Annotated in this window: 19 protein-coding genes and 1 other RNA gene; 7 read left to right on the top strand and 13 right to left on the bottom strand. The window is 64.3% G+C overall.

Annotated features, from left to right (window positions below):
- A partial coding sequence (locus tag AB1384_12985; GenBank protein MEW6555186.1) for a HEAT repeat domain-containing protein occupies positions 1-2,327 on the bottom strand: 2,327 nt, incomplete at its 3' end.
- A gap of 594 nt (positions 2,328-2,921) precedes the next feature.
- On the opposite strand from AB1384_12985, the gene AB1384_12980 reads away from it, so the two are divergent.
- Positions 2,922-3,560: a DivIVA domain-containing protein gene (locus AB1384_12980; protein ID MEW6555185.1), complete on the top strand. Its 639-nt coding sequence runs from the start codon at positions 2,922-2,924 to the stop codon at positions 3,558-3,560.
- Positions 3,561-3,773: 213 nt separating this feature from the next.
- Here the strand turns inward: AB1384_12980 and AB1384_12975 are convergent, their stop codons facing one another.
- The 5 genes from AB1384_12975 to AB1384_12955 all read right to left on the bottom strand — a co-directional run bounded on the left by AB1384_12975 (position 3,774) and on the right by AB1384_12955 (position 8,401).
- A complete protein-coding gene (locus tag AB1384_12975) occupies positions 3,774-4,715 on the bottom strand; it encodes an SDR family NAD(P)-dependent oxidoreductase (protein ID MEW6555184.1) in 942 nt (313 codons plus the stop codon).
- A 25-nt stretch (positions 4,716-4,740) separates the two neighbouring features.
- On the bottom strand, positions 4,741-5,589 hold the full coding sequence (locus tag AB1384_12970; GenBank protein ID MEW6555183.1) for an SDR family NAD(P)-dependent oxidoreductase: 849 nt from the start codon (positions 5,587-5,589) through the stop codon (positions 4,741-4,743).
- A gap of 39 nt (positions 5,590-5,628) precedes the next feature.
- On the bottom strand, positions 5,629-6,468 hold the full coding sequence (locus AB1384_12965; GenBank protein MEW6555182.1) for an SDR family NAD(P)-dependent oxidoreductase: 840 nt from the start codon (positions 6,466-6,468) through the stop codon (positions 5,629-5,631).
- A gap of 350 nt (positions 6,469-6,818) precedes the next feature.
- Positions 6,819-7,367: a PaaI family thioesterase gene (locus tag AB1384_12960; GenBank protein ID MEW6555181.1), complete on the bottom strand. Its 549-nt coding sequence runs from the start codon at positions 7,365-7,367 to the stop codon at positions 6,819-6,821.
- Positions 7,368-7,375: 8 nt separating this feature from the next.
- A complete protein-coding gene (locus AB1384_12955) occupies positions 7,376-8,401 on the bottom strand; it encodes a ketopantoate reductase family protein (protein ID MEW6555180.1) in 1,026 nt (341 codons plus the stop codon).
- A 187-nt stretch (positions 8,402-8,588) separates the two neighbouring features.
- Between AB1384_12955 and AB1384_12950 the strand changes: the two genes are divergently transcribed.
- The 3 genes from AB1384_12950 to AB1384_12940 all read left to right on the top strand — a co-directional run bounded on the left by AB1384_12950 (position 8,589) and on the right by AB1384_12940 (position 11,572).
- Positions 8,589-9,239, top strand: a complete 651-nt coding sequence (locus tag AB1384_12950; protein ID MEW6555179.1) for a CAP domain-containing protein — start codon at positions 8,589-8,591, stop codon at positions 9,237-9,239.
- Between the two features lie 133 nt (positions 9,240-9,372).
- Positions 9,373-10,545: an MFS transporter gene (locus tag AB1384_12945; protein ID MEW6555178.1), complete on the top strand. Its 1,173-nt coding sequence runs from the start codon at positions 9,373-9,375 to the stop codon at positions 10,543-10,545.
- Positions 10,546-10,759: 214 nt separating this feature from the next.
- Entirely contained in the window at positions 10,760-11,572 is an 813-nt protein-coding gene (locus AB1384_12940) for an alpha/beta fold hydrolase (GenBank protein MEW6555177.1), read from the top strand.
- A 78-nt stretch (positions 11,573-11,650) separates the two neighbouring features.
- On the opposite strand, the gene AB1384_12935 is transcribed toward AB1384_12940, so the two are convergent.
- Positions 11,651-12,256, bottom strand: a complete 606-nt coding sequence (locus tag AB1384_12935) for a phage holin family protein (protein ID MEW6555176.1) — start codon at positions 12,254-12,256, stop codon at positions 11,651-11,653.
- Positions 12,257-12,547: 291 nt separating this feature from the next.
- On the opposite strand from AB1384_12935, the gene AB1384_12930 reads away from it, so the two are divergent.
- A complete protein-coding gene (locus tag AB1384_12930; GenBank protein ID MEW6555175.1) occupies positions 12,548-12,907 on the top strand; it encodes a hypothetical protein in 360 nt (119 codons plus the stop codon).
- 34 nt (positions 12,908-12,941) lie between these two features.
- Here the strand turns inward: AB1384_12930 and AB1384_12925 are convergent, their stop codons facing one another.
- The 5 genes from AB1384_12925 to AB1384_12905 all read right to left on the bottom strand — a co-directional run bounded on the left by AB1384_12925 (position 12,942) and on the right by AB1384_12905 (position 17,313).
- Entirely contained in the window at positions 12,942-14,258 is a 1,317-nt protein-coding gene (locus tag AB1384_12925) for a trehalase family glycosidase (protein MEW6555174.1), read from the bottom strand.
- Positions 14,255-14,539, bottom strand: coding sequence for a hypothetical protein (locus AB1384_12920; GenBank protein MEW6555173.1), 285 nt, complete (start codon positions 14,537-14,539; stop codon positions 14,255-14,257). The genes AB1384_12925 and AB1384_12920 overlap by 4 nt, the downstream gene beginning before the upstream one ends.
- Before the next feature lie 133 nt (positions 14,540-14,672).
- Positions 14,673-15,587, bottom strand: a complete 915-nt coding sequence (locus AB1384_12915) for a hypothetical protein (GenBank protein MEW6555172.1) — start codon at positions 15,585-15,587, stop codon at positions 14,673-14,675.
- A gap of 223 nt (positions 15,588-15,810) precedes the next feature.
- An RNA gene (gene rnpB, locus AB1384_12910) (RNase P RNA component class A) lies at positions 15,811-16,196 on the bottom strand.
- A gap of 157 nt (positions 16,197-16,353) precedes the next feature.
- Positions 16,354-17,313, bottom strand: a complete 960-nt coding sequence (locus AB1384_12905; GenBank protein ID MEW6555171.1) for an amidohydrolase family protein — start codon at positions 17,311-17,313, stop codon at positions 16,354-16,356.
- Between the two features lie 154 nt (positions 17,314-17,467).
- On the opposite strand from AB1384_12905, the gene AB1384_12900 reads away from it, so the two are divergent.
- Positions 17,468-18,655, top strand: coding sequence for a hypothetical protein (locus tag AB1384_12900; protein MEW6555170.1), 1,188 nt, complete (start codon positions 17,468-17,470; stop codon positions 18,653-18,655).
- An 84-nt stretch (positions 18,656-18,739) separates the two neighbouring features.
- Here AB1384_12900 and AB1384_12895 read toward each other — a convergent pair whose 3' ends face one another.
- Positions 18,740-19,660: a creatininase family protein gene (locus tag AB1384_12895; protein ID MEW6555169.1), complete on the bottom strand. Its 921-nt coding sequence runs from the start codon at positions 19,658-19,660 to the stop codon at positions 18,740-18,742.
- Between the two features lie 125 nt (positions 19,661-19,785).
- Here AB1384_12895 and AB1384_12890 point away from each other — a divergent pair, with 125 nt between their 5' ends.
- The gene (locus AB1384_12890) at positions 19,786-21,207 is read left to right on the top strand and encodes a CoA-binding protein (GenBank protein ID MEW6555168.1); all 1,422 of its coding nucleotides are present in this window, start codon (positions 19,786-19,788) and stop codon (positions 21,205-21,207) included.
- Positions 21,208-21,225: the final 18 nt, after the last annotated feature.

Raw genomic sequence — 21,225 nt, 5'->3', positions numbered from 1 at the left:
GCGGCGACCGCGGCCATCTCCGCGACCGGGACCTCTTCCTCCACCATGGGGATCTCGGGCAACGGCGGCAGTTCCTCCACCGGTTTCTCCATCTCCGAAGGCTTCCATCCCAGCCTGGTCAATATCGACGACGCCAATTGCTTCACGCTCGGATCCTCGTCGTGTATAGCTTCCTGTAGGGACTCGACAGCCGGCTTGCCGATCTTCTCCAGTGCATTGGCCGCCCTGCCGCGAACCTTCTCGTCATCGTCCTTGAGCGTCCTGATGAGCGGAGCGATGGCCCGGATGTCCCGGATCTCTCCCAACACCCTTGCCGCTTCCTTGCGCAGCTCGGGGTCCTCGGAGGTCAGCGTATCGATCAAGGGGTCCACCGCTGCGCTGCCGATCTTCTTGAGGCCTCCGGCGGACTTGACCCTCACATCTCTATCCTCGTCCGCCAGCCTCCGGATCAACGGCTTGATCGCCTTTACGTTTCCGATCACACCCAGGGACCAGGCGGCCCGTCCCCTCACTTCCGCATCCTCGTCTTCGAGGACCAGGATAAGTGAGCCCACGGCCTCGTCGCCGAGTTCCGTCAGGCGGTCCCATTGCCGGTTGGCGATGAGGTCCTCGACTTTCTCCGCTTCGGCCTCGGGTTCCTCGCAGCTCTCGGGTGCCCAACCCATCTTCTCGAGCACCTCGGAGGTGGACGGCGTGGCCTGCAGTTGCGCCTCCGCCACGGGTTCGCAGGCTACCGAAGGCTCCTCCGCGAATTCCGCCCCCTGGACCAACAGCTCCTCCCCGGGAATCTCCTCCGCTGCAACCTCTGCCTCTAGCTTGACGCCCAGGTTCTGCAGGATCGCTTCCACCTGTTCCTGGATCTCCTCGTCGGCCAGGGCCGTGTTGAGCGGGCCGGTAGCCTCCACTCCTATCTCGACCAGGGCCCAGGCCGCACCGCGCCTTACGTCCTCGTCCTTGTCCTTGAGGGCAGCGATGAGGCTGTCGCAGGCTCGCGCGTCCCCGATCACTCCGAGGGCCCACGCGGAACCGCGACGCATTCCCGTATCGTCGGAGATGAGTGCCTCCAGGAGCGGATCCACCGCTATCTCCCCCAGCCTGCCGAGGGCCCAGGCAGCCACGCGGCGCACGTCCTCGTCCTCGTCCTTGAGGGCGACGATGAGGGGGCCGATGGCTTTATCACTCCCGATCTCACCCAGGGTAAGGGCCACGCTGCGGCGAACGAACCAGTCCCGGTTTCCCATGGCCTCCAGCAACTCATCCAGGGTGGACTCGTCTCCGAGTTCCTTAAAGACCAGGGCCGCCTCGCGGCGGATGTCCTCGTCCTCTTCGTCCAGGGCGTCCGCCAGAGCCCTGACCAAGGGGTCGCCCTTGTCCTTGAGGGCGAGGGCCACCTGCCTGCGCACGTCCCAGTTCTCGTTCTTCAGCGCTTTGAGCATGGGCAGTACGGACTCGCTACCCAGGTTCACCACTTCCTGCCACTCCCGGTTGGCGATATAGAACTGGAGCTTGTCCGTCTCCTCGTCCGGTTGCCAGCCCAGACTCCCGAGGACCGCGGCGGACAGCCTGCGCACGTCCTCGTTCTCGTCCGAGAGCAGCCGCTTGAGGGTGGAGATAGCCTTCTTGTTTCCGATATTGATCAGCGCCGCAGCGGACTCCCGCCTCACCTCGGCGTCCGTGTCCTTCATGGTGACGAGCAGCGGTTCCACCGCGGTCTCGTCGCGGATGACCCCGAGGGCGATGGCCGCATCCCTGCGCGTCTCCGCGTTGCCGTCTTCCAGCGACTTGGTCAGTGACTTGGCCGCGGCGCCCCCTATCTTCTCCAGGGCCCAGGCCGCCCCCCAACGCACGTTTTCGTCCTCGTCACGCAAGGCCTGAACCAAAGGCCGCACCGCCCTGATATCCCCGATTGCCCCCAGCACCAGGGCCACCTTGGCCTTTGCCTCCCCCGACTCCACCTTGAGGGCCTGGATCAACGACTCCACCACAGGCTTCCCAATCTTCTCAAGGGCCCAGGCGGCCTTCCAGCGCACGTCGCTGTCCTCGTCATTGAGTACCTGGATCAGGGGACGGGCCGCCGGTTTGCCTATCTCGCCGAGGGCCCATGCCGCACCCCAGCGAACGTCCTCGTCCTCATCCCTGAGAGCTTCGATGAGCGGGGCGACGGCCCGTGCCCTCTTGAGTTTGCCCAGCGCAAGAGCGGCATTTATACGCAGGTTAACGTTTTCGTTCTTCAATGCCTGAGCAAGGCCGTTGACGTCCTTCTTCGCCTCCATCTTCTCGATGTTCGGCTTGACGAAGCGGGATTTTTGTAACCCGAACGCGCTCACCTAATCTCTCCCCTCCTTGTCCAAACAGGCTGCGGCAACGTTGTCCTTGCGGCTGAACTAATCGGTGTTGCCATCCCTCGAGACGCCTGCAAACTGCCGCTCGGTGGACCTTTCTCCAACCGTCCCCCAGAGTCCTTCCAGCACTAAAACAGCGGTGTTTTCCAAAGCTGCGTCATCATAAACATCTATTATATATGAAAGCCTGTCAAGATTGTGTCGAGCCTTTGGTAACGCTTCCATACACATATCCATACCTACGTCATGCGCCCCGGAACGCAGGCGGCCACGCCGGGGGTCTCAAGGTGGACTTCGTGCCCCACCATTGTCGGACATCCTGGTCACAGCCATTAAATCGGCCCCAAACGACAGGGGCTGAAGCCATGAAGGAAGGACGGCGGAAAGAGAAGAATACTTGTAATAGAATTGCTGGATGCGGCCCGAGTATGACCACGTGCCTGGCTGTGAAGCATGTGCGGGTTGTCGTATAATAGCGGAAAAGCTGCTATAGTTGCGGGAAGAAGAGGACGATTTCTTATTAGGCGATGAGGCCGTGGGGCTGCCTCTTAGAGGCGGTGGATCTTCTTGAAGGAGGAGATGGCAGTGGCGATAAGCCCGATGAACATCCATCTTAAGGAGTTCAGCACCGTTAGCACCGAAGGGTACGACAGGGAAGAGGTCGATTCCTTCCTGGATGCCGTAGCGGAGGAACTTGAGAAGCTGACCAACAAGAACAAGGAACTGGAAGAGGCCGTGTCCAGGATGGACCGCAAGGTTTCGCAGTTCGACGAGATGCAGAAAACGCTCCAGACAGCCCTGATGAACGCCCAGCGCAGCGCGGGGAACATACTGCAGGAGGCCAGGAGCCAGGCGACGGCCATCATCAAGCGGGCACAGGACCGCAGCGACCGCATCCTAGATGATCTCGAGCGCGAGAAGGCCCATATCCTCTCAACCTTCTCGGCCATCCGTGACCAGATCGTTGAACAGATCTCGCCCATGCGCGAGCTACTGGTAAAGAGCCAGAGCCTCCTCATCGAATACGAGGAGTACACGACCAAGGCGGACCTGGCGGCGGCAGCGGAATCGGCAGGGCTGGAGGTTAAGGAGGTCCCCGAGGAGGCACCCGCCCCCGAGAGCGTCCCAGAGGCGGAAGAGGCGACCGCGCCGGCCGAGGAGGAGACCGTGAGCGAGGAGGCTCCCCCCGAGGAGAAGGACAAGTACGTCTGGGAATAGGCAGGTTGTCACCGGAAGGGCGCGGCTCGGCGCGCCCTTTTTCTATTCGGGCTCTCCGGATTGCGTCGCGTAAGCGACAGCGACACCCAAAGGTGGCGCGGCGGTGTCCAGCGCCCTTACATGTCTCGCCTTGGCAGTCGATCAATAAACCCCGGTTAGAGATGTCAAGGCCTGGCGCATGTACGTCCTCCGGTGTGTGGAGGTTCTGGTCTTTCAGCGGCGCAGGGCGGTTTCCTCATCCACGATCTCAGCCAGTTCCTGATCGGAGACGAGCCGGTCCCCTACCTCCCGCGCTCGCGGCCCCCGGGCCATGCCCTTCTCACCCATGGCCACGGCCCGCGCCGCGATGTACTCGCTGGCCTTCCTGCTCAAACGGTGCAGGAGATCGCCGCATCGTGCCTCGGTGAGACAGACCGCCACGCCCCGGTCCTTCTCCACGGCTTCCAGCACCGCGGCGGCGACCTTTTCCGGCGTGCGCCCGCGCTTGCGCAGGTTCTCCCGCAACTGGCTCGCCGCTTCCTCATGGGTCATGTCCTTACGGGGGGTGCACTGGCGGGCGGAGCCGAAGATGCCGGAAGAGACGAAACCCGGGCATATCGCGGAGACCCCGATGCCATGCAGCACCGCCTCGGCCCGCAGTGTCTCCGACAGTCCAACGACGGCGTATTTGGTGCACGAATAAGGTATCGACCCGGGCAGCGGGAACAGCCCCGCCGCGGAGGCTATGTTCACGATGTGCCCGCCGCCGCCCTGGGCGATCATGCGCGGATAGAAGTAGTGGCAGCCGTGGATCACTCCCATGAGGTTGATGCCGAAGATCCACCGCCAGTCATCCAGGCCGATGTCCTCGAAGGAACCGCTCACCGCCACACCGGCGTTGTTGCAGAGGACGTCCACGCGACCCATCTCGCGGTAGACGCTGTCGCAGAAACCCTCCACGTCCGCCGCCAACGCGACGTCGACCACCTGCGCATAGACCTTGCAGTCAGCCGCCACCAGCTCGAGGCGCATCTTCTCCAGGGCCTCGGCATTGATGTCGGCCACGGCCAGCCTGGCGCCGCGCCGGGCGAAGGCCCGGGCGATCCCCTTGCCGATACCGCTGGCGGCGCCGGTGACCACCACCGTCTTTTCCTTGAAGTCCATGGTCGCTTTCATCTTCCAATCCCTTTGCTTCCCCTGCCTATAACCGCCGCAAGAACAGCCGCACCGAGCGTGCCAGACCGGCGTCGTTCAATCTGCGGCTGGCCCTGTGCAGCCAGTCACCAAGGTAGGTCTCGGGGCACACCGGCACCACGCCTCTGTTCCTCTCCACCGCCTTCACCACCGCGGCCGCCACGCGGTCGGGGGTATAGTTGCGCCGCGCGTAGATACTGATGATCTTCTCCTGCAGTTGCTGCGAGGTCGAGCGCTCCGTGCCCGAGCAGAGCCTGGCGGACCCCGTTATGGGAGTGTTGACGATGCCCGGACAGATGGCGGAGACCCCGATGCCGTGCAGCGCCGCCTCGGCCCGCAGCGTCTCCGAGAAGCCCACGACGGCGTACTTCGTGCAGCAATAAGCGGTCATGAGGGGGAGTGGGGCAAGACCCGCTCCCGAGGCGGTGTTCACGATGTGTCCGCCGCCGCCCTGGGCGATCATGCGCGGGTAGAAGTAGTGGCAGCCGTGGATGACTCCCCAGAGGTTGACCCCCAGGGTCCACTCCCAGTCCTCCAGGGTAACGTCCTCGAAACGCCCGCCGATACCGATGCCGGCGTTGTTGCAGAGGATGTCCACCCTGCCCATCTCGCGGTAGACGCTGTCGCAGAAACCCTCCACTTCGGCCGCAATGGCGACGTCGACTACCTGCGCGTAGACCTTTCCCGCCAGCGGCGTCAGCTCCAGCCGCACCTTCTCCAGGCCACCGGCGTTGATGTCGGCCACGGCCAGCCTGGCGCCGCGCCGCGCGAAGGCGAGGGCGATCTCCCTGCCGATACCGCTGGCGGCGCCGGTGACCACCACGGTCTTGTCCCTAAACGAACCCTTTTCCACCATACTTCCTCCATGCAACGGGACGCCGCGGTCGAGCGGCGCCTAGATCAGCCTCTTCACCGCGCGTACCGCTCCGGTCATGGCGAAGTCGAACATACGCCTGCTCAGACGGTGCGTCCAATCCATCAGGTAGGCCTCAGGACCCACCACCACCACTCCACGGTCCCTCTCCACCGCCTTCACGGCTGCCTCCGCCACCCGCCCGGGAGCGATGGCGCGGCGCTTGATCATCGCGTTCGTGACGGCGGCCAGCTTCTCCGGGGTCGACCGGGTGGAATGCGACCTTATGCGGCCCCTGAGCACGATGTCGGTAGCGATGGCGGCGGGGCAGATGGCGGAGACCCCGATGCCGTGCAGGGCCGCCTCGGCCCGCAGCGTCTCCGATAGTCCCACCACACCGTACTTGGTGCAACAATAGACCGCGAGCGCCATGAACGGCGCCAGCCCTCCCGACGAGGCGGTGTTCACTATGTGCCCGCCGCCGCCCTGGGCGATCATGCGCGGGTAGAAGTAGTGGCAGCCGTGGATGACCCCCCGCAGGTTGACATCTATAACCCAGCCCAGGTCATCCAGGGACATGGCCTCGAAATCACCTGCCGCGGCCACCCCGGCGTTATTGCAGAGTACGTCCACCCTGCCAAGGGCGGCGTAGACGTCATCGCACAGGTCCGCCACCTCCTCGGCGGAGGATACGTCGACCACGCAGGCCGTGGCTTCAGCACCGGCGCCCTCGAGTTCACCCGCGGCGGCCCGCAGGTTCTGCCCGTCGATGTCCACCATCACCAGGCGCGCGCCGCGCCGTGCGAAGGACCTGGCCATCTCGCGGCCTATACCGTTGGCTGCGCCGGTGATAACCACTACCTTGCCCCTGAAATCCCCCAATCTCGAATCCCCCTTTTCGTACCGGTATATGAGGGTTGATTACATGATAACCTCAGTCCGCGTTTTCACTATATAAGGGTGTTCAATCGGACGGTGCGCGAAAGGGGCGGAGCGGCGCCGAGCCCATCGGCGATATGCTGCGGGCAACCCTGGCCCGAGGCCTCTCCTTTTCCCTACTTCAGCCTCTCGTCAATGGGGTCCTTAGGACCCCGATCCGTGAATACGATCACATTTGATCACCGCTGCATCCCCGCCTGCTGCGTTCCGCTCCCTGCGACGTACTCAGCGAGTACGCCTCACTCGCGTGCCTTGCAGGCGTGGCGCACCGGCACTCTCGGTGCAGACCGTATTCACGAACCTGGGTCCTTGGCATCTCTTGCCTGGCTGACTCCCCTCTGGATGATGAACGAGGTGGTCATCCCGGCGGCGACCAGATTGCCTTCCTCGTCCCTCACCTCCGCCTGGCCGACCCCCGTGAACCTGCCTTTATGCAGGGCCCTGCCCTCACCGTAGAGTACGCCGTCCTTGACGTTTGAGATGTAGTTGATGCGCTGGTCCAGGGTGACCGCGGCCTCGTCCGGCCCCAGAAGGGTCCCCACGGCTATGGAGCACGAGGAGTCGAGGAGCGCGGCTATGACCCCGCCGTGCAGGATGCCGTAGAGGTTCTTCAGCTCATCCTTAACCGGCAGACGCAGCCTGGCGTGCCCGTCGCCCGCCTCGACGATCTCCATGCCCAGGTGCAGATAGAAGGGTGAGTTGTTGAGCAGCGCGAATATCCTCTGCCTGATCTCCTCCTGGCTCATCTCTTCGGCCATCTTGCCCGCCTTCCTCTCGTTGCGGTCGCCTGCGGCTGCCCGCCTGCCCTGCCGCGCGGGGCCACGGATTCCGCCCGCGCTCATCTGCCCGCCTAGAGGATCTCCTCCAGGGGACGCACCTCGATCATGTCCAGGTTGTCGAAGCTCAGCGGGTACTCGCCCGCCTCGATGCCCCGGATGATCTCCGCCACCTTGTCGTTCACCGGGGTGGGCACCCCGGCCTCGGCCGACTTCACGGAGAGGTACCCGTTCAGGGTTTCCACCTCGCAGGGTATCCTCTTTCTCAGGTCCTGCAGCATCGACGCCACCTGCTCGCGCGAGCGCTCGAAGAACAGGCGGAAGGCGCCGAGGGATGTCTCCTCGCCCTGCTTGAAGATGTCCAGGAGCACCACGGGGTCCAGGCCCTTTATCGGCTGCATGGTGATGCCCAGGGCCTGGGAGGTCTTGAGGGTCTCGATGAGGATGGTGATGGCGGCGAGCGCCGCCTTGTCGTTGTCAAGGATGTCCCCGTAGGTGCAGTTGAGCGCGCTGCTGAGACCGCTCATAGCCACGTTGATCATCAGCTTCACCCAGCGCGTGCCCACCAGGTTGTCGGATATATCGGCGACGCCGGCATGGTCCAGGACCGCCTTCACCTGCTTGACGCGTTCGGTGAGCGCGCCGTCCATCTCCCCGATGTCGTAGGTCATCTCCACGGGATCATAGGTGAGCTCGGAGACCCCGGGCCCGATGAAGGTGGCCCCCCAGCCGATGGCGCCGCCGAGGGTCCTCTCCCGGCCTACCACCCCGGCGACCTTCTCCTCTGGGACGCCGTTCTGGAGGGTAATGACCATGCTGTCCTCGCCGAGATAGGGCAGCAACTCGGGCAGGGCCGTGTCGTCGTAGACGGCCTTGACCAGATAGATGACGAGGTCGTATATGCCCTCCATCCCATCCGGGGTGACGGCCTTGACCGGCACGGTGACGTCCATGTGCCCTGTAATCTTCGCGCCCTTCTCGTTCAGGGCTTCGACGTGGGGCTCGTTCACGTCCACCAGCACGATGTCCTCGCCGCTCCTTGCGATCAGGGCCCCGATGATCGTCCCCATGGCCCCCGCGCCCACCAGTGCTATCCGCATCTCGGTCCTCCCTCCGTTCCGACCGCCGCCGGCCGTGGCGGCTTCAACACCGCTGCGGGCTTCACCAGCGTCGCCTTGCGTCTCGCCGGTCCGCCGCCACCAGTATTATACCTCCGGCGAAGCGCGGTGGCGCCGTCCCGGAGGGCCCGCCGCGTCTGATAGAATTATCCCGGGAGGTGTGTGAAGGATGAGATCAAACGATAAGGCCGCGCACATGGTTGCCGTGGTGCTGGTATTCATCCTGGCGGTCCTGCTCGTCGGGGGCTGCCTGGACGTGGGCCTGCCCCAGGGCGAGGACATCAGCGAGGAGGAAGCCGCCGCCGTCCAGGCGGAGCTGCAGGGCCAGATCGAGCACGTGGCGAGCAACGCCCCGGGCCTGGCCACGACCATCCACGACCTCATCAACGAGGAGCGCAGGCAGGAGGGGCTCAGGTCCCTGCAGTGGGACCAGTCCCTCGCGAGGATCGCCTTCGACCACAGCAAGGACATGGCGGAGAGAGACTATTTCGACCATCTCAGCCCGGAAGGCGAGGACTTCGCCGACCGCTACACGGAGCACGATTACCACAAAGAGACGCGGGTCGGAGACACCGTCTATGTGGGCGGCGAGAACCTCTCCCTCACCAACGTCGTCCGCTCATACACCTACGACCCGGAAACCGGCCAGGTGCACTCCTACGAGTTCAACGACCTGGAAGAGCTTGCCCGCTCCACCGTACAGGGCTGGATGGACAGCCCGGGACACCGGGAGAACATCCTGACCCCCTTCACCCGCGAGGGCATCGGCATATACGTCACCGCCGAGGGAGAGGTCTACATCACCGAGAACTTCTCCTGACCGCGGCGACCGGCGGAGAGACGCACCCGGCGGACTTTGCGCGTGATCCTCTCAGAGAAAGGATATTTGACCGTCGCCGGTGACTGGTCGAGAATAGTTGGAGCCTCGCACGGGAAAACGAGCACGGAGAGAGATGGATACAGCAGCGGCAGTGGACGAGAAGCTCTTTAAACGGGACTTCATCACCGTCTGCACCAGCAACTTCCTGGCATATTTTTCTGTCTATCTCATCGTGCCCATCCTCCCCGTCTACCTGGAGGAAAAGGGCTATTCGAACTTCCTCATCGGCGCCATCATGGCCATGTTCACCGTCGCCGCCCTCCTGCGTCCCCTCTTCGGCCGCACCGCCGACCGGCGCGGCCGCAGGGTGGTGCTTGTCGCGGGAACGTTGCTGCTGGGAGCATCGACCTTCCTCTATGCCGCCTTCGGTTCCGCGGTGCCCCTCTTCATCATCCGTTTCATCAACGGCATCGGGCTGGCCGCCTTCCACACCGCTGCCTACGCGGTCATCGGCGACCTCGCGCCTACCTCGCGCCGCCTGCAGGCCATTGCGCTCTTCTACATGTCGGTGGACCTGACCATCGCCATCGCCCCCATCATCGCCATCCCCATGGAGGAGGCCTGGGGGGTCGCCCCGGTCTATGTGATCGCGGGATGCCTGGCCATGCTGGCCATGCTCGTGTCCCTGGCGGTGCGCGAGACGAGGGCCCCGGGCGAGCACCGGGAACAAGGCGCCCGCAGGCGGATCAGGGTGACCGCATTGCAGAGGGCCATCTTCGCCTGCACCATGGGCTTCACCCTCACCTTCGGCACCTTGCAGACCTTCATTATCCTTTCCTCCGAGGCCAGGGGCCTCGATCTTGGACAGTGGTTCTTCTTCATCTTCGCCGTCACTCTCATTATCTTCCGCCTGGGCATGGGCAGGAAGGCCGACCGCCTGCCACGTCGGCCTCTGATCATCACCTCGGCCGTCGCATCGCTGATAGGCCTAACCGTAATAGCCATCTCCGGGCACGTCGTCCTCCTCTTCACGGGCATCTTCATCTACGCCCTCGGTTTCGCGTACCTGCCCACCACCCTCTCCGCGCTGCTTCTGGACCACACGCCGGTGAGTGACCGCGGTGGCGCCCTGGGCATCTTCATGGCCGTCTTCGACCTGGGCATCGGCCTGGGGGGCATCATCCTCGGTCCCCTGGCCGACCTCTGGAACTACACCACCATGTACCTGGTGGCGGCGGCCATAGCCCTGGTAGGCCTGGCCTATTTCCTCATCGGGGCCTGTAAGCCTCCAAGCCGACCGCATTGACCGGAGCCCGTGGCCAGCGGTGCGCAGCGCTGAAGCCATCATTTATACTGGCCCCAGTCGCCATTACGTAAGATAAACATCCGCTCCATATATCTCGGTGCGATACGGTGACCCCAGACTTCCAGGGCTACGACAGGCAGACCGTTGTCGCCCGGACCCCCACGCATTAAACTGGCGTATATACGCGACCATGCGAGGCCGGGAGATTTCTCAAGTGGATGTGAAGATGAACGACGCGGTGATCAACGGTATAAACATCCATTACCGCGAGTACGGCGAGGGCGAGCCGCTGCTGCTGATCATGGGACTCAGCGCCAACGTGGACTGGTGGGGCGATGACCTCATCGCGCCCCTGGCGGAGCGCTTCCACGTGGTGGCCTACGACAACCGCGGCGCGGGCAGGTCCGACCGGCCCGAGGGCCCTTACCCCATCCCGCTCATGGCCGAGGACGCCCTGGGAGTCATGGACCACATGGGGTGGGAATCCGCGCATGTGATGGGGGCGTCCATGGGTGGCATGATAGCCCAGGAACTGGCCCTTAGCCATCCCGGGCGGGTGAGGCGCCTGGTGCTGCTCTGCACCAACTGCGGCGGACCCGAGGCGGTGCCCGCGAGCCCCGAGGTGCTGGCCATGCTCTACGCGCCTCGCAAGGGCCTGACGCAGGAAGACATCGCGCGTATGTCGCTTTACCTGCTCTTTCCGGCGCGATACATAGAGGAGAACCCGCGGAAGATGGACGAGTTCGTCGAGGCATACCTCGTGGCCCCCATCGAGCCGCAGTGTTTCCTATGGCAGATAACCGGGGTGACCATGTGGTCCTGTCACTCCCGCCTGGCGGACCTGCGCATCCCCACCCTGATCATGACCGGGAGCGAGGACGTGCTCATCCCCCCGGAGAACTCGCGCATCCTGGCCGGGGCCATAGCCGGCAGTGAGCTGGTGGTGATGGAGGGAGGCGGACACGGCTTCCAGGTCATGTATCCCGTGGAGATGGCGGAAAGAATAGTCGCCTTCCTGGAGAGCTGAGGGCTCCCGCGAACACCGCCGGCAAACTAAGAGAGGGGCCGGTCTCCCGGCCCCTTCCACGACCTGTTCTCCCCGGGTTCAGTCTTCCTCCCAGGCCTCCAGGATTATCCTCTTCCTGGTCCTGCGGGACCGCACGACCGATTTGATCACCCGGTATCCGATATAGGCCCCGATGACGTAGGGGGCCACTTTCTTCGCCTGTTCCAACACCTCCTGCATCTGCTTCTGGCGCTCTTCCGCCTCCTCCTTTGCGATGACCTGCAGCTCCTCGACCGTCTCCTTCATCTCCTCGCTGGCATCCTTGAGCGGCTGGATGATCTCGTTTCGGATCTGAGGGATCTCCTTCGCCGCCTTGCGCGCGATGCCGGCGCCTATCGCGGCTATCGCAGCCCCCAGGAGCAACGAGGCCGTGACCACGATGAGGGCCGAGAGCCACAGCTTGTCCAGCGCGATGTTCAGCAGCAGGATCAGTACGGCGATGATGTATACCGAAGCCACTGCCACTATGATCACCCCGAAGGCGGAAAGGCCGGCGCCGATGCCCATGCGGGTGCCGGCGTTCTTCGCCTTCTCGCGCATGGCGATGCCTTCAGGACCCTTCAACTTCTCGAGCTGCTGCTTCATGCCCGCGCTGATCTCGGCCAGGCGCTGCAAGCGCTGCTTCATCTCCGCAAGCTTACTCACCCAACCATCCTCCTTTCTCTTGCAGGGTCGATATCTATATGAATAAACATCGGAAACGCCCTTTATCTCGCCGGCTAGCCGGTCGCATATCCGGCGCCAGACCCCTCCCAGCCGTACCCCTATATTACACGCTTATCTTCTCCGGGGTATAGCTATAGACCTCCCGGCGGGATGGCCGCGGCCCGGATTGCGGCGGAGGGTTGTTTTCTGCCGTCCCCCTGTGGGTATATAGTGTCTATGCCACAAGCGAACTGGGTCATCATTCTACATGTAGTACTGTTGTGGGGCAGCGTGATAACGGGTCTCGCCGCGGGATGGCGCATCAACATCCCCCTGGCCGTTGCCGTGCCCCTGGGTCTGCTCGTCTGGGCGGCGGGCTTTCTCTACAACATCAGCATCGTGCGGCGCCGGCGGCAGCGCCTTGCCACGCACCGCTCGGCCGTCACCCGCCACGGCTACCAGAGGATACTGGCGAGGACGGCTATGAACCTCGGGGTCGCGCTGGGGTTCAGGTCCTGGCTGACCCTGATCATCGCCGCGCTCCTCATCCCCTTCTATGCGGCCGCGGCGCGCAGGCGGGAACGCTACCTCGATTACATGCGCACGGGAATGCTCAGCGACGCCTTCCCCGACCGGGTCATCAAGCATTGACGGAAGGCGCCCTCTTATCCGCCGGATCTTTCCCTCACTCCCGTCCACCGGCCGTCTGCGGCCAGAAACGGGCCATCATGTCCAGGGCCAGCGCCGGCCAGCAGAAATCCGCTATCCTCCTGCCGCTGCCGCTGCGGGCGTCGTAGTACTCGTAGAAGCCCTCCCTGAGCACCATGCGCACGACCCGCGCGGTCATCTCCCGGGCTTCCTCGACGTAGCCATACTCCCCCAGGCCTATGGAGAGCATCCAGCTGAAGTTCATCCAAACGCAGTGACCGGCCCAGAGATGGTTGTCGACCCATTCCCCGTATCCGGCCAGCTCTGGCGCGGGGTTGAACGGCACGGGGTAAGAGGTCCAGAAGGCGGCGGGGTCGAGTAGGTGTTCGGCGATCAACCGCTCCGCGTGCTCCCTGCGGCACATGCCGGTGAAGAGCGGCAGCAGCGAGGCCGCGGTGCGGCGGCGCAGCAGCCGCGGGCGGCGGCAGCCGAAGCGCGGGAAGTAGCACCCCGCGCCCTCGTCCCAGAGCAGGGAGTCCATGGCGTCCATCATCCTCTCCGCCTGCCGCCGGTATCTCCCCTCTTCGTGACGCCTCCCCAGTTCGCCCGCCAGAAACGACATGCTGCGGCATGCCCGCGCCGCCAGGCTGTTGATGGTCAGGTCCTCGCATACGAAGCGGTCGGCCCTGGCCAGCCTTCCCGCCCGCCAACCCGCTGCACGGTTGAAGGCGTAGAGCCAGGCGGGGTAGAGCCAGGCGCGGGCCGAGGACAGCGGCCCGCGGTCGTGTATGCCCATGGCCTGGAAGAACTGCGGCGACATGTCCGTGCCGGATTCCCAGGGGTGGAGGATGGCTATCAGCCCCTCCCCCCGGACGTCCCTGGTCTGCAGTAAGTAATCGAGGCTGCGGCACATGAGGGAGAATATCCTCTTGAGCCAGGCGAGGTCGCCGGTCCTGCGGTAGGCCATCTCGGCTGCGTAGTGGTAGCTGGGTGGGTCCACCATGAAGGAGGCGCCGCGCCCGTCGAACTCCCAGCGCACCAGGCGCGTCTGCAGGCCCCTCATCCAGCGTGTGGAGTAACTGTTCGGCAACAACACCTCGTGCGGGAGATGTCCGTCCGCCCCTACCTGGCGGAAGAGGGTCTCCAGTTCGCGCTGGGCCTTTATAGCGTCCAGGTGGGTCATGGCAGCGGCATGAAAACCGCTGTCCCAGCCGAAGAGGGAGGGGTAGTGATTGTGGGAGGGCATGTGGTAATAGACCTCTCCCTGGTCGACCTCGTTCAATCCGAAGACGCGCAGTGCTTCGCCTGCCAGTTTCTCCCAGTCATCGCGCGTGAGGGAAATAGTTTCGCTCAAGCTTCCGGCGGCTTCTGGTAGGCCGGTACCCCGTAGACCTTTTCGTAGGCCCTGCACCAGGGGCAGACCTTGAGTTTGGACTCCATCCTGACCACCCAGTTGAAGAACCCCTTGCCCTTGTCCCTTCCCACCTTGCAGGCCGTGCACTTGTTCATGCAGAAGTCGGCCCTCTTGAGCGTCTTCTCGTCGAACTCCGCGGGTGCCGTGGCGTCGCTGCTGGCCATCTTCTCCCCTTTCCCGTCGCGGTTTCCGGCCACGTTGCCGGACCGTTGCTCTCCCATTTCGCCGGAGCCGTCCCCGGCCCCTCCAGCGGCAGCCGCCCGCCGCGCGGCGGCATGCGGCTACAAGCATATTACCGCGTGAAGACGGCGGGTGGAAAGGTCCCGCGGGCGTCCGTCTCGTGCCTGGAGCCGGTTAGGTGGCTCTCACCAGCAGCACACCGGGCTCAGTCGTCTCCCAGGTGAAATCGGCACAGTCATCCCCGCAGACGGCGGCTACCAGGCCCGCCACGATGGGGGCGTTGAAGGGATTGCGCACGGTAAGGCCCGCCTCCAGGTCCTGGCGTGATGGCGCCTCGTTTTCCGGGACCCCGAAGCCGCGCAACTTCATGAAGGAGAGGCCGTCGAGATAGGAGGACGGGTGTTTCCGCATCAGTCCGCGGTAGGTCTCGAAGGAATGCCTGGCGACCATGCGCGATATGCCGTCGCCCAGTTCCTGTTGGAGTTCGCGCAGGATGGTATTGAGCCCCTCCACGTTGATGTAGATTATCCACTCGCCCGTGGTCTGGTCGATGATCTTCGCCTGCGCCGTGTCCCAGCGGAAATTGCCCGTTCCCAGGGGAACGCCGCAGCCCTGGCAGCGCTCGAAGGCCGCCCGTGCGGGCGCCTCCGGTGTCTTTTCCAGCTCCAGGCGGTCCTCCTTCGGCAGGGTCTCGTCCACGTATAGCTCCGAAAACCAGGCCTCACCGATGGGCCCGTATATCGGCCTGGCCCTGATCTTCTCCAGGCTCTCGAACGCGCCACAGACGTCGCCGACGAAGAGTATGGGATGGTAAACGGATTCCACCCTGCCGATGAATTTCTTTCCGGGCCGGTATTTCAGGAGTTCCGCCTTGGCGAGGCCGATCATGGCCGCCTGACGGATCATGATCAAGTAGCCGAGGCGGCGGAATGGGCGCAGCCTGGCGATGACCCCGAACGGCCCGGATACGATATCGTCCACGTAGAGCTTGGCGTCCCGGCGCTTGGCGTCGATGATGATATGGTCTATGGGTACCCCCAGCGATTCCTCGATATGCTCGAGGGCCCCCGCGAAGACCTTCCTCTCCACCAGGATTCCCCTGGCGCCACCCATACGGCTCTCAAGGACACCGTCATCCCTCCAGCGATGCATGAAGGCGATGCGCTTAGGTACCCCGCACTGACTGCACCTGGTAAGAGACATACTCACGACCCCCCATGCGACCAGCTCGTGTTCCTTCTCCATGCCTAGGATAGCATAAACGGAAATGGTAAAAGAACCCGCTATTCTGGGGATATCTGGATAAATAAAGGGAGAGAGCCAGCCTGTAAGCCGGATCCTGTACCCGGTTCGCACCGGGCGGTGGTCATCCATCTGGGACCGCCGTTGCCGGCGGCCTCTAGCGGCCTACCCGAGCCTCGGATGCTGCGGGCCACAGCGTCGGCTCCTATTTGGCCTTGCTCCGGGAGGGGTTTGCCTAGCCGGCCTGTCACCAGGACCGCTGGTGGGCTCTTACCCCACCTTTTCACCCTTGCCTGCCGGCACCGCATGCGCTAGCGCACCGGCGGGCGGTCTACCTCTCTGTGGCACTTTCCGTCGGGTCACCCCGCCTGGGCGTTACCCAGCTCCCTGCCCTTTGGAGTCCGGACTTTCCTCGCACGTGGACGTATCCGCGCACGCGACCACCCGGCTGACTCTCTCACCACCCATTATAACCCAACGTCTATGGGGTCAGGTCTTGTTTTTTGGATACCCCGGTATGTAATAGCAATTTTTGGTAATATTCTCTCACGTATGCAGCACATATCGCGCTGTCATCACGACCGGAAAATCCAAGAAACAAGACCTGACCCCGCTACTCCGCCAACCCGGTTAATAAATCAGGCCGGCCACATCTTGCGAGCAGGCTCTGCACCGTGCGGTAGAGCATGCACTCCTCCGCCTCCCTGCCCAGGTCGAAGTATTTCAGGTCGTCCAGGAGCGCGGGGTGGTAGCCGAAACCTACGGGAAAATCGGTGCCGTACATGATGCGCTCCGGGAAGTCCTCGAAGAGCCGGAAGAAGTAGTCGTAGTTGTCGCGCACCTCCTCGAACTCGAGGCCGCTGGCTATGGGAGGCAGGTCGTCGCGGTTGTCCTTGATATCCTCGAAGAGGCGCATACAGGAGATGGAGTTGGTCATGTCCAGCCAGAAGTTGGGGTACTCGGTGAGCAGGCGGTGGGCGAGGCGGAAACGCGGGAAGAGGGAGTGCACCGCCACCGTCTGCATGTCGGGGTAGTCGCGTATCACCGCCTCCATGTCTTCCAGGTCCATGTACATGCCGTACCAGGCGTCGAACCCCGTGTGGACCAGGAACGGCCTGCCGTGCTCGTTCAAGACCTCGAACATGGGGCGCATCTCCGGGCCGAAGGCGGGGAAGCGCTGGGCGAAGGGGTGCAGCTTCATGCCCATGAAGCCGTACTCCTCGATGCAGCGCCGCGTCTCGGCGCCCTTGTCCGGCGTGTCGATGTGTACGGAGCCGAAGGGGATGGCCTCGGGGATGCCGGCGCACAGCTCGTAGTTGAAGCGGTTGAGGTCCTCGGTCTCCTCCACCCACAGGGGGAAGACGAGGTTGAAGAAGAACGGTATCTCCGACTCGCGGACGCTTTCCAGGATATCCTCGGCGCTGATGTCCTCACTGATGGGAAAACCCGGGGTGAACTTCTTCACCCAGCGCACCAGGCCCGCCATGCGCCGCGGCGGCATGATGTGGATATGTGGGTCGACCCAGGGCATGCCGTTCTCGATGCTGCGCGTCTTGCCGCTCTCCCATCTCATGGTCCCACTCCTTCTCGATCGCTCACCCGGGGCCTCGTGGCGCCCCCACGATTATATCTCAAGCGGCACGTCCGGGTGTCCCGTGGCGCCGCGCCTCTGCTAGGATATATGGGACATACCCGGACATGCCCGCATACGAGGAGGTGACTATAGGGTGCGCAGGCTCGTGGTCCTGCTGGCCATAGCGCTGCTGGCTCTCCTGGTGCCTGCGGGGTGCGGCGCTGATTCCGCACGCGATGACCTGTTGGAGCTGCTTGCCCGGCGCAGCGGCGAGGTCGAGACCATCTCCTATACCTGCGCCACCGAGGACGCCGGCCGCCTCTACCGCGAGGAGTTCGAGCTGGGGTTCCCCGATCACTACCGTTACCGCCTCTACCAGTACGAGAGCGGGATGGCGCGGCTGCGCAACTTCACCGCCCAGGCGGGCACGGACCTCTACCGCGCCCGCGTCATACAGGATCCCGGGGATGGCTCCGATCACCTGCAGGTCGAGACCTTCGCGGGCGTCCCCCCTTTGCGCTGCACCGGCAACTACCTGGCCCTCTATCACCTGGTGGGGAACGCCGACTTCTTCCAGTCGATGATATCCCTGATAAGGGGCGGCCAACTGGAGGTGACCGGCGAGGAGGACGTGGAGGGCACCCGCACCTACCGCCTGGATTCGGCGCCGGGCCTGACGCCGTCCATGCGCATCTGGCTGGACGCGGCGACCGGGCTGCCGCTCAGAAAGGAGATCTCGCTGAGCGAGGACCGGGCGGTGGCCTTCCGCTACGAGGACTATGTCGAGAACGCGGTCTATCCTGACGAGCCTTTCCCGTCCGATCCCCTGCCCCTCTTCGGTGGTCCCGCCATGAGCGTTGATGTGGTCACCAGGGACGGCGCCTGCCGTGCGACGGACATCGCCGGCGCCTCGGCGGAGGCGGGCTTCGAGCCGCTGATGCCGCGGATAGACGGCTTCGGCCTGGCGGCCGTCTACGTGCGCGACCCCGCTGCTTCGAACCTCTCGGGATCCGAGGAGCTGACGAAGTTTCCCGAGGGCTTCCGCGAGCTGTACCTGGTGCTGCGAAATGGTACACGCCAGGTGGAGATAAGGGAGACCCCTTACAGCGAGGACTTCTCCTACTACACCACCAGTATGGGCGCGCTATCGGGCGCCTACCTCACCGGGCAGGAGACCTTTGGCGAGGACGCCGCGAACGCCACTTACACCGCCGCCATGGACTGCCAGGAGATGCGCCTCGTCCTGGGGGAAACGGAACTCGTGGTCACCGGCGACCTCTCACGCGAGGAGTTCGAATCCCTGGCCGTACAGCTCAAGGAGCTCTCTCGCTCATCCCCTTGACCTTCAGCCTTACCTTCACCATAGCGACGCGGCAGGATATGGCGCTTGAAGATCAGGATGCGCGGCCAGCCGGAGGAAGCGTTTCTAGTGGCTCGGCTCGATGACGCGCAGCGACCAGCCGAGCGGGGTGTGGTAGGGGGGCTTTCCGGCCAGCGCAGCGTCCACCGCGTCCGCGGCCTCGTCGGAGAAGGCGTCCAGCATGCGCTCCCCCGCCTCGGGCGAGGCGCCACGGGGCTCGCCTATATAGTTGGAAGGCTCCTTCTCCGTCACCCAGGAGAGCATCAGGCCCGTGCGGCTGATATCCTGGCCAAGCTCTTTCGCGCCCAGCGCCCCCAGCAGTTTGCCCAGCGGGCCCAGCAGGAGGTTGGGCCAGCGGCGGGGGTTCATGGTCACGCGTGGCAATTCCTTCCAGTTCGGGCGCACCACGTCTGGGAGGGTCCTGAGCATGAGGGAGGTCTCGTTGAGCCCGGCATGGCTGTCCTCGTCGTCGCCGCAGGCGCCCTTCCCCGCCCCCAGGCGGGAGAGGAGCACGGGGTCCAGCTCCACCATGCGGCGGAAGAAAGAGAGGAAAGGAGCGATGATGTGGAAACCGTCTTTATCGTAGAGCCTCTGAACCGCTTTGGCCGTGCCTATCTGGTGGCGAGGCCCGCCGTGGTTGTCGGTGACCAGTAGGTATTTGAAACCACGCGCGGCGAGGAAGGCGGCGTTGCCGCGCAGCAGGAGGTTGACGGCCCGGCTGTCCACCTCCACGGAGCCGGGGATGGTATCGTTCCCCATGTAGTAGGAGGGGAAGAGCACGAAGTCCAGGTAGGGGTGGCGCTCTCCTATCTTGGCCAGGGCACGGTCCCGTATCTCCTCGGCCACCCACACGTCGGTCCCCAGGGGCAGGTGGGGGCCGTGCACCTCGATGGGGCTCAGGGCCATGACGAAAAGGGTCTTCTCCCGGTCGAGGGAGTCGACTTCCGGGCCCGTCATGTCCACCAGGTTCAGCCTCTTTCCAGCCATGAGCTGATTATATCACCGCACCGCGCAAATATATCCGACCGACCGCACCGCGCTGGCAATCGTGCCGTCCGCGGCACTCAACGGCCCGCTCCCGCAGGTGATATAATGAGCGCCGGAAAAAGGACGTGGTAGCATTGCCTTTCGACTTCGAGGAGATAGACGCCGTCATCAACGCGCGCTCCATGGCCATCGTGGGGGCGTCGGCGAAACCGGTCAAGTTCGGCTCCCTCTTCACCATGTCCCAGATGGCCTACGGCTTCTCTGGGCCGGTCTACCTGATCAACCCGGGCGAGACGGAGATCATGGGGCACAAGGTATACCCCGGCCTGCGGTCGCTACCCGAGGTGCCGGAGCTTGTCATCACCACCATCCCCGCCCACCGCTCCATGGACATCCTGCGTGACTGTGCCGGCCTGGGGGTGAAGGGGGTCATCATCATGGCCTCAGGTTTCCGGGAGATAGGAGAGGCGGGTGAGGAACTGGAGCGTGAGGCGCTCCGCCTGGCCCGCGAGGGCGGCTTCCGCATCGTCGGTCCCAACTGTTTCGGCATCTACAACCCGCGCAACCGCGTCACCCTGCTGCCCGGGCACGACTTCTCCACCGTGCCGGGCAACGTCGCTTTCATCTCCCAGAGCGGGGGCTTCTCGGTGCACGTGGGACGCCAGTGCAAGGGGCTGGGCATCGACTTCTCGGCCATCGTCAGCTACGGCAACGGCGCCGACCTGGACGAGATCGACCTCATCCGCTACTTCGCGCGGGACCCCCAGACCGAGATCATCGCCGCCTACCTCGAGGGGACTTCCGACGGCCGCCTGCTGCTGGAGGCCTTGCAGGAGGCGGCGGCGCACAAGACGGTGGTCATCTGGAAGGTGGGCAAGAGCGAGTCGTCAGCCCGCGCCGTGGTCTCCCACACCGGCTCCCTGGCCGGGTCCGCCGCGGTGTGGAGCAGCGCGCTGCGCCAGAGCGGAGCCATCGAGGTCTCGGGGGTGGACGAGATCTGCGACGTGCTCCTGGCCCTGAAACTCGCGGGCCGCAGGCCGGGAAAGAGGCTGATGCTGAGCGGGGGCGGGGGCGGCCTCGGCACCTACGCCGCGGACCTGGCCGAGGAGGCCGGACTGGAGGTGCCGTCCCTGGCTGGCGATAACCTTTCCAACCTGCAGGAGATCCTCTACGCTCCCGGCGCGGCGGTGGGCAACCCGCTGGACATCGGGGCGCCGCTTATCTATCTGCCGGTGTTCGAGGCGGCCATGCGCGAGGCGGCCGCCAACCCGTCCGCGGACATCCTCGTCTTCGACATCGCGGTGAACTTCGCCTTCGGCCTGGGGGGAGAGGACGGCCTGAACGCGGCCATGGACATCCTCATCGACATAAGGAGAACGTCCAGCAAGCCCGTGGTGGTGGTGCTCTATTCCCGTGCCCAGGGCGAGGAGGACCTTTTCTTCGAGGAGATGAGGCGGCGCCTGGAGAAGCGCCTGCTCGCGGGCGGCGTGCTCGCCTACCCATCCATGCCCCGGGCCATCCGCGCCCTCTCCCTGGTGAACTCCTGATCCGTTTGCTGTAGAGCC

The organism is Actinomycetota bacterium, from assembly GCA_040757835.1.
Taxonomy (GTDB): domain Bacteria; phylum Actinomycetota; class Geothermincolia; order Geothermincolales; family RBG-13-55-18; genus SURF-21.
Note: the sequence above shows the minus strand (reverse complement) of the source record. Positions and strands in the feature narration are given on the sequence as shown.

Excerpts from the sequence above, each read along its gene's own strand:
- AB1384_12945 (MEW6555178.1), top strand. The coding sequence starts at position 9,373 with ATGGATACAGCAGCGGCAGTGGACGAGAAGCTCTTTAAACGGGACTTC.
- AB1384_12895 (MEW6555169.1), bottom strand. The coding sequence starts at position 19,660 with ATGGCTGGAAAGAGGCTGAACCTGGTGGACATGACGGGCCCGGAAGTC.
- AB1384_12950 (MEW6555179.1), top strand. The coding sequence starts at position 8,589 with ATGAGATCAAACGATAAGGCCGCGCACATGGTTGCCGTGGTGCTGGTA.
- AB1384_12960 (MEW6555181.1), bottom strand. The coding sequence starts at position 7,367 with ATGAGCGCGGGCGGAATCCGTGGCCCCGCGCGGCAGGGCAGGCGGGCA.
- AB1384_12920 (MEW6555173.1), bottom strand. The coding sequence starts at position 14,539 with ATGGGAGAGCAACGGTCCGGCAACGTGGCCGGAAACCGCGACGGGAAA.
- AB1384_12955 (MEW6555180.1), bottom strand. The coding sequence starts at position 8,401 with ATGCGGATAGCACTGGTGGGCGCGGGGGCCATGGGGACGATCATCGGG.
- AB1384_12905 (MEW6555171.1), bottom strand. The coding sequence starts at position 17,313 with ATGAGATGGGAGAGCGGCAAGACGCGCAGCATCGAGAACGGCATGCCC.
- AB1384_12980 (MEW6555185.1), top strand. The coding sequence starts at position 2,922 with ATGGCAGTGGCGATAAGCCCGATGAACATCCATCTTAAGGAGTTCAGC.
- AB1384_12975 (MEW6555184.1), bottom strand. The coding sequence starts at position 4,715 with ATGAAAGCGACCATGGACTTCAAGGAAAAGACGGTGGTGGTCACCGGC.
- AB1384_12970 (MEW6555183.1), bottom strand. The coding sequence starts at position 5,589 with ATGGTGGAAAAGGGTTCGTTTAGGGACAAGACCGTGGTGGTCACCGGC.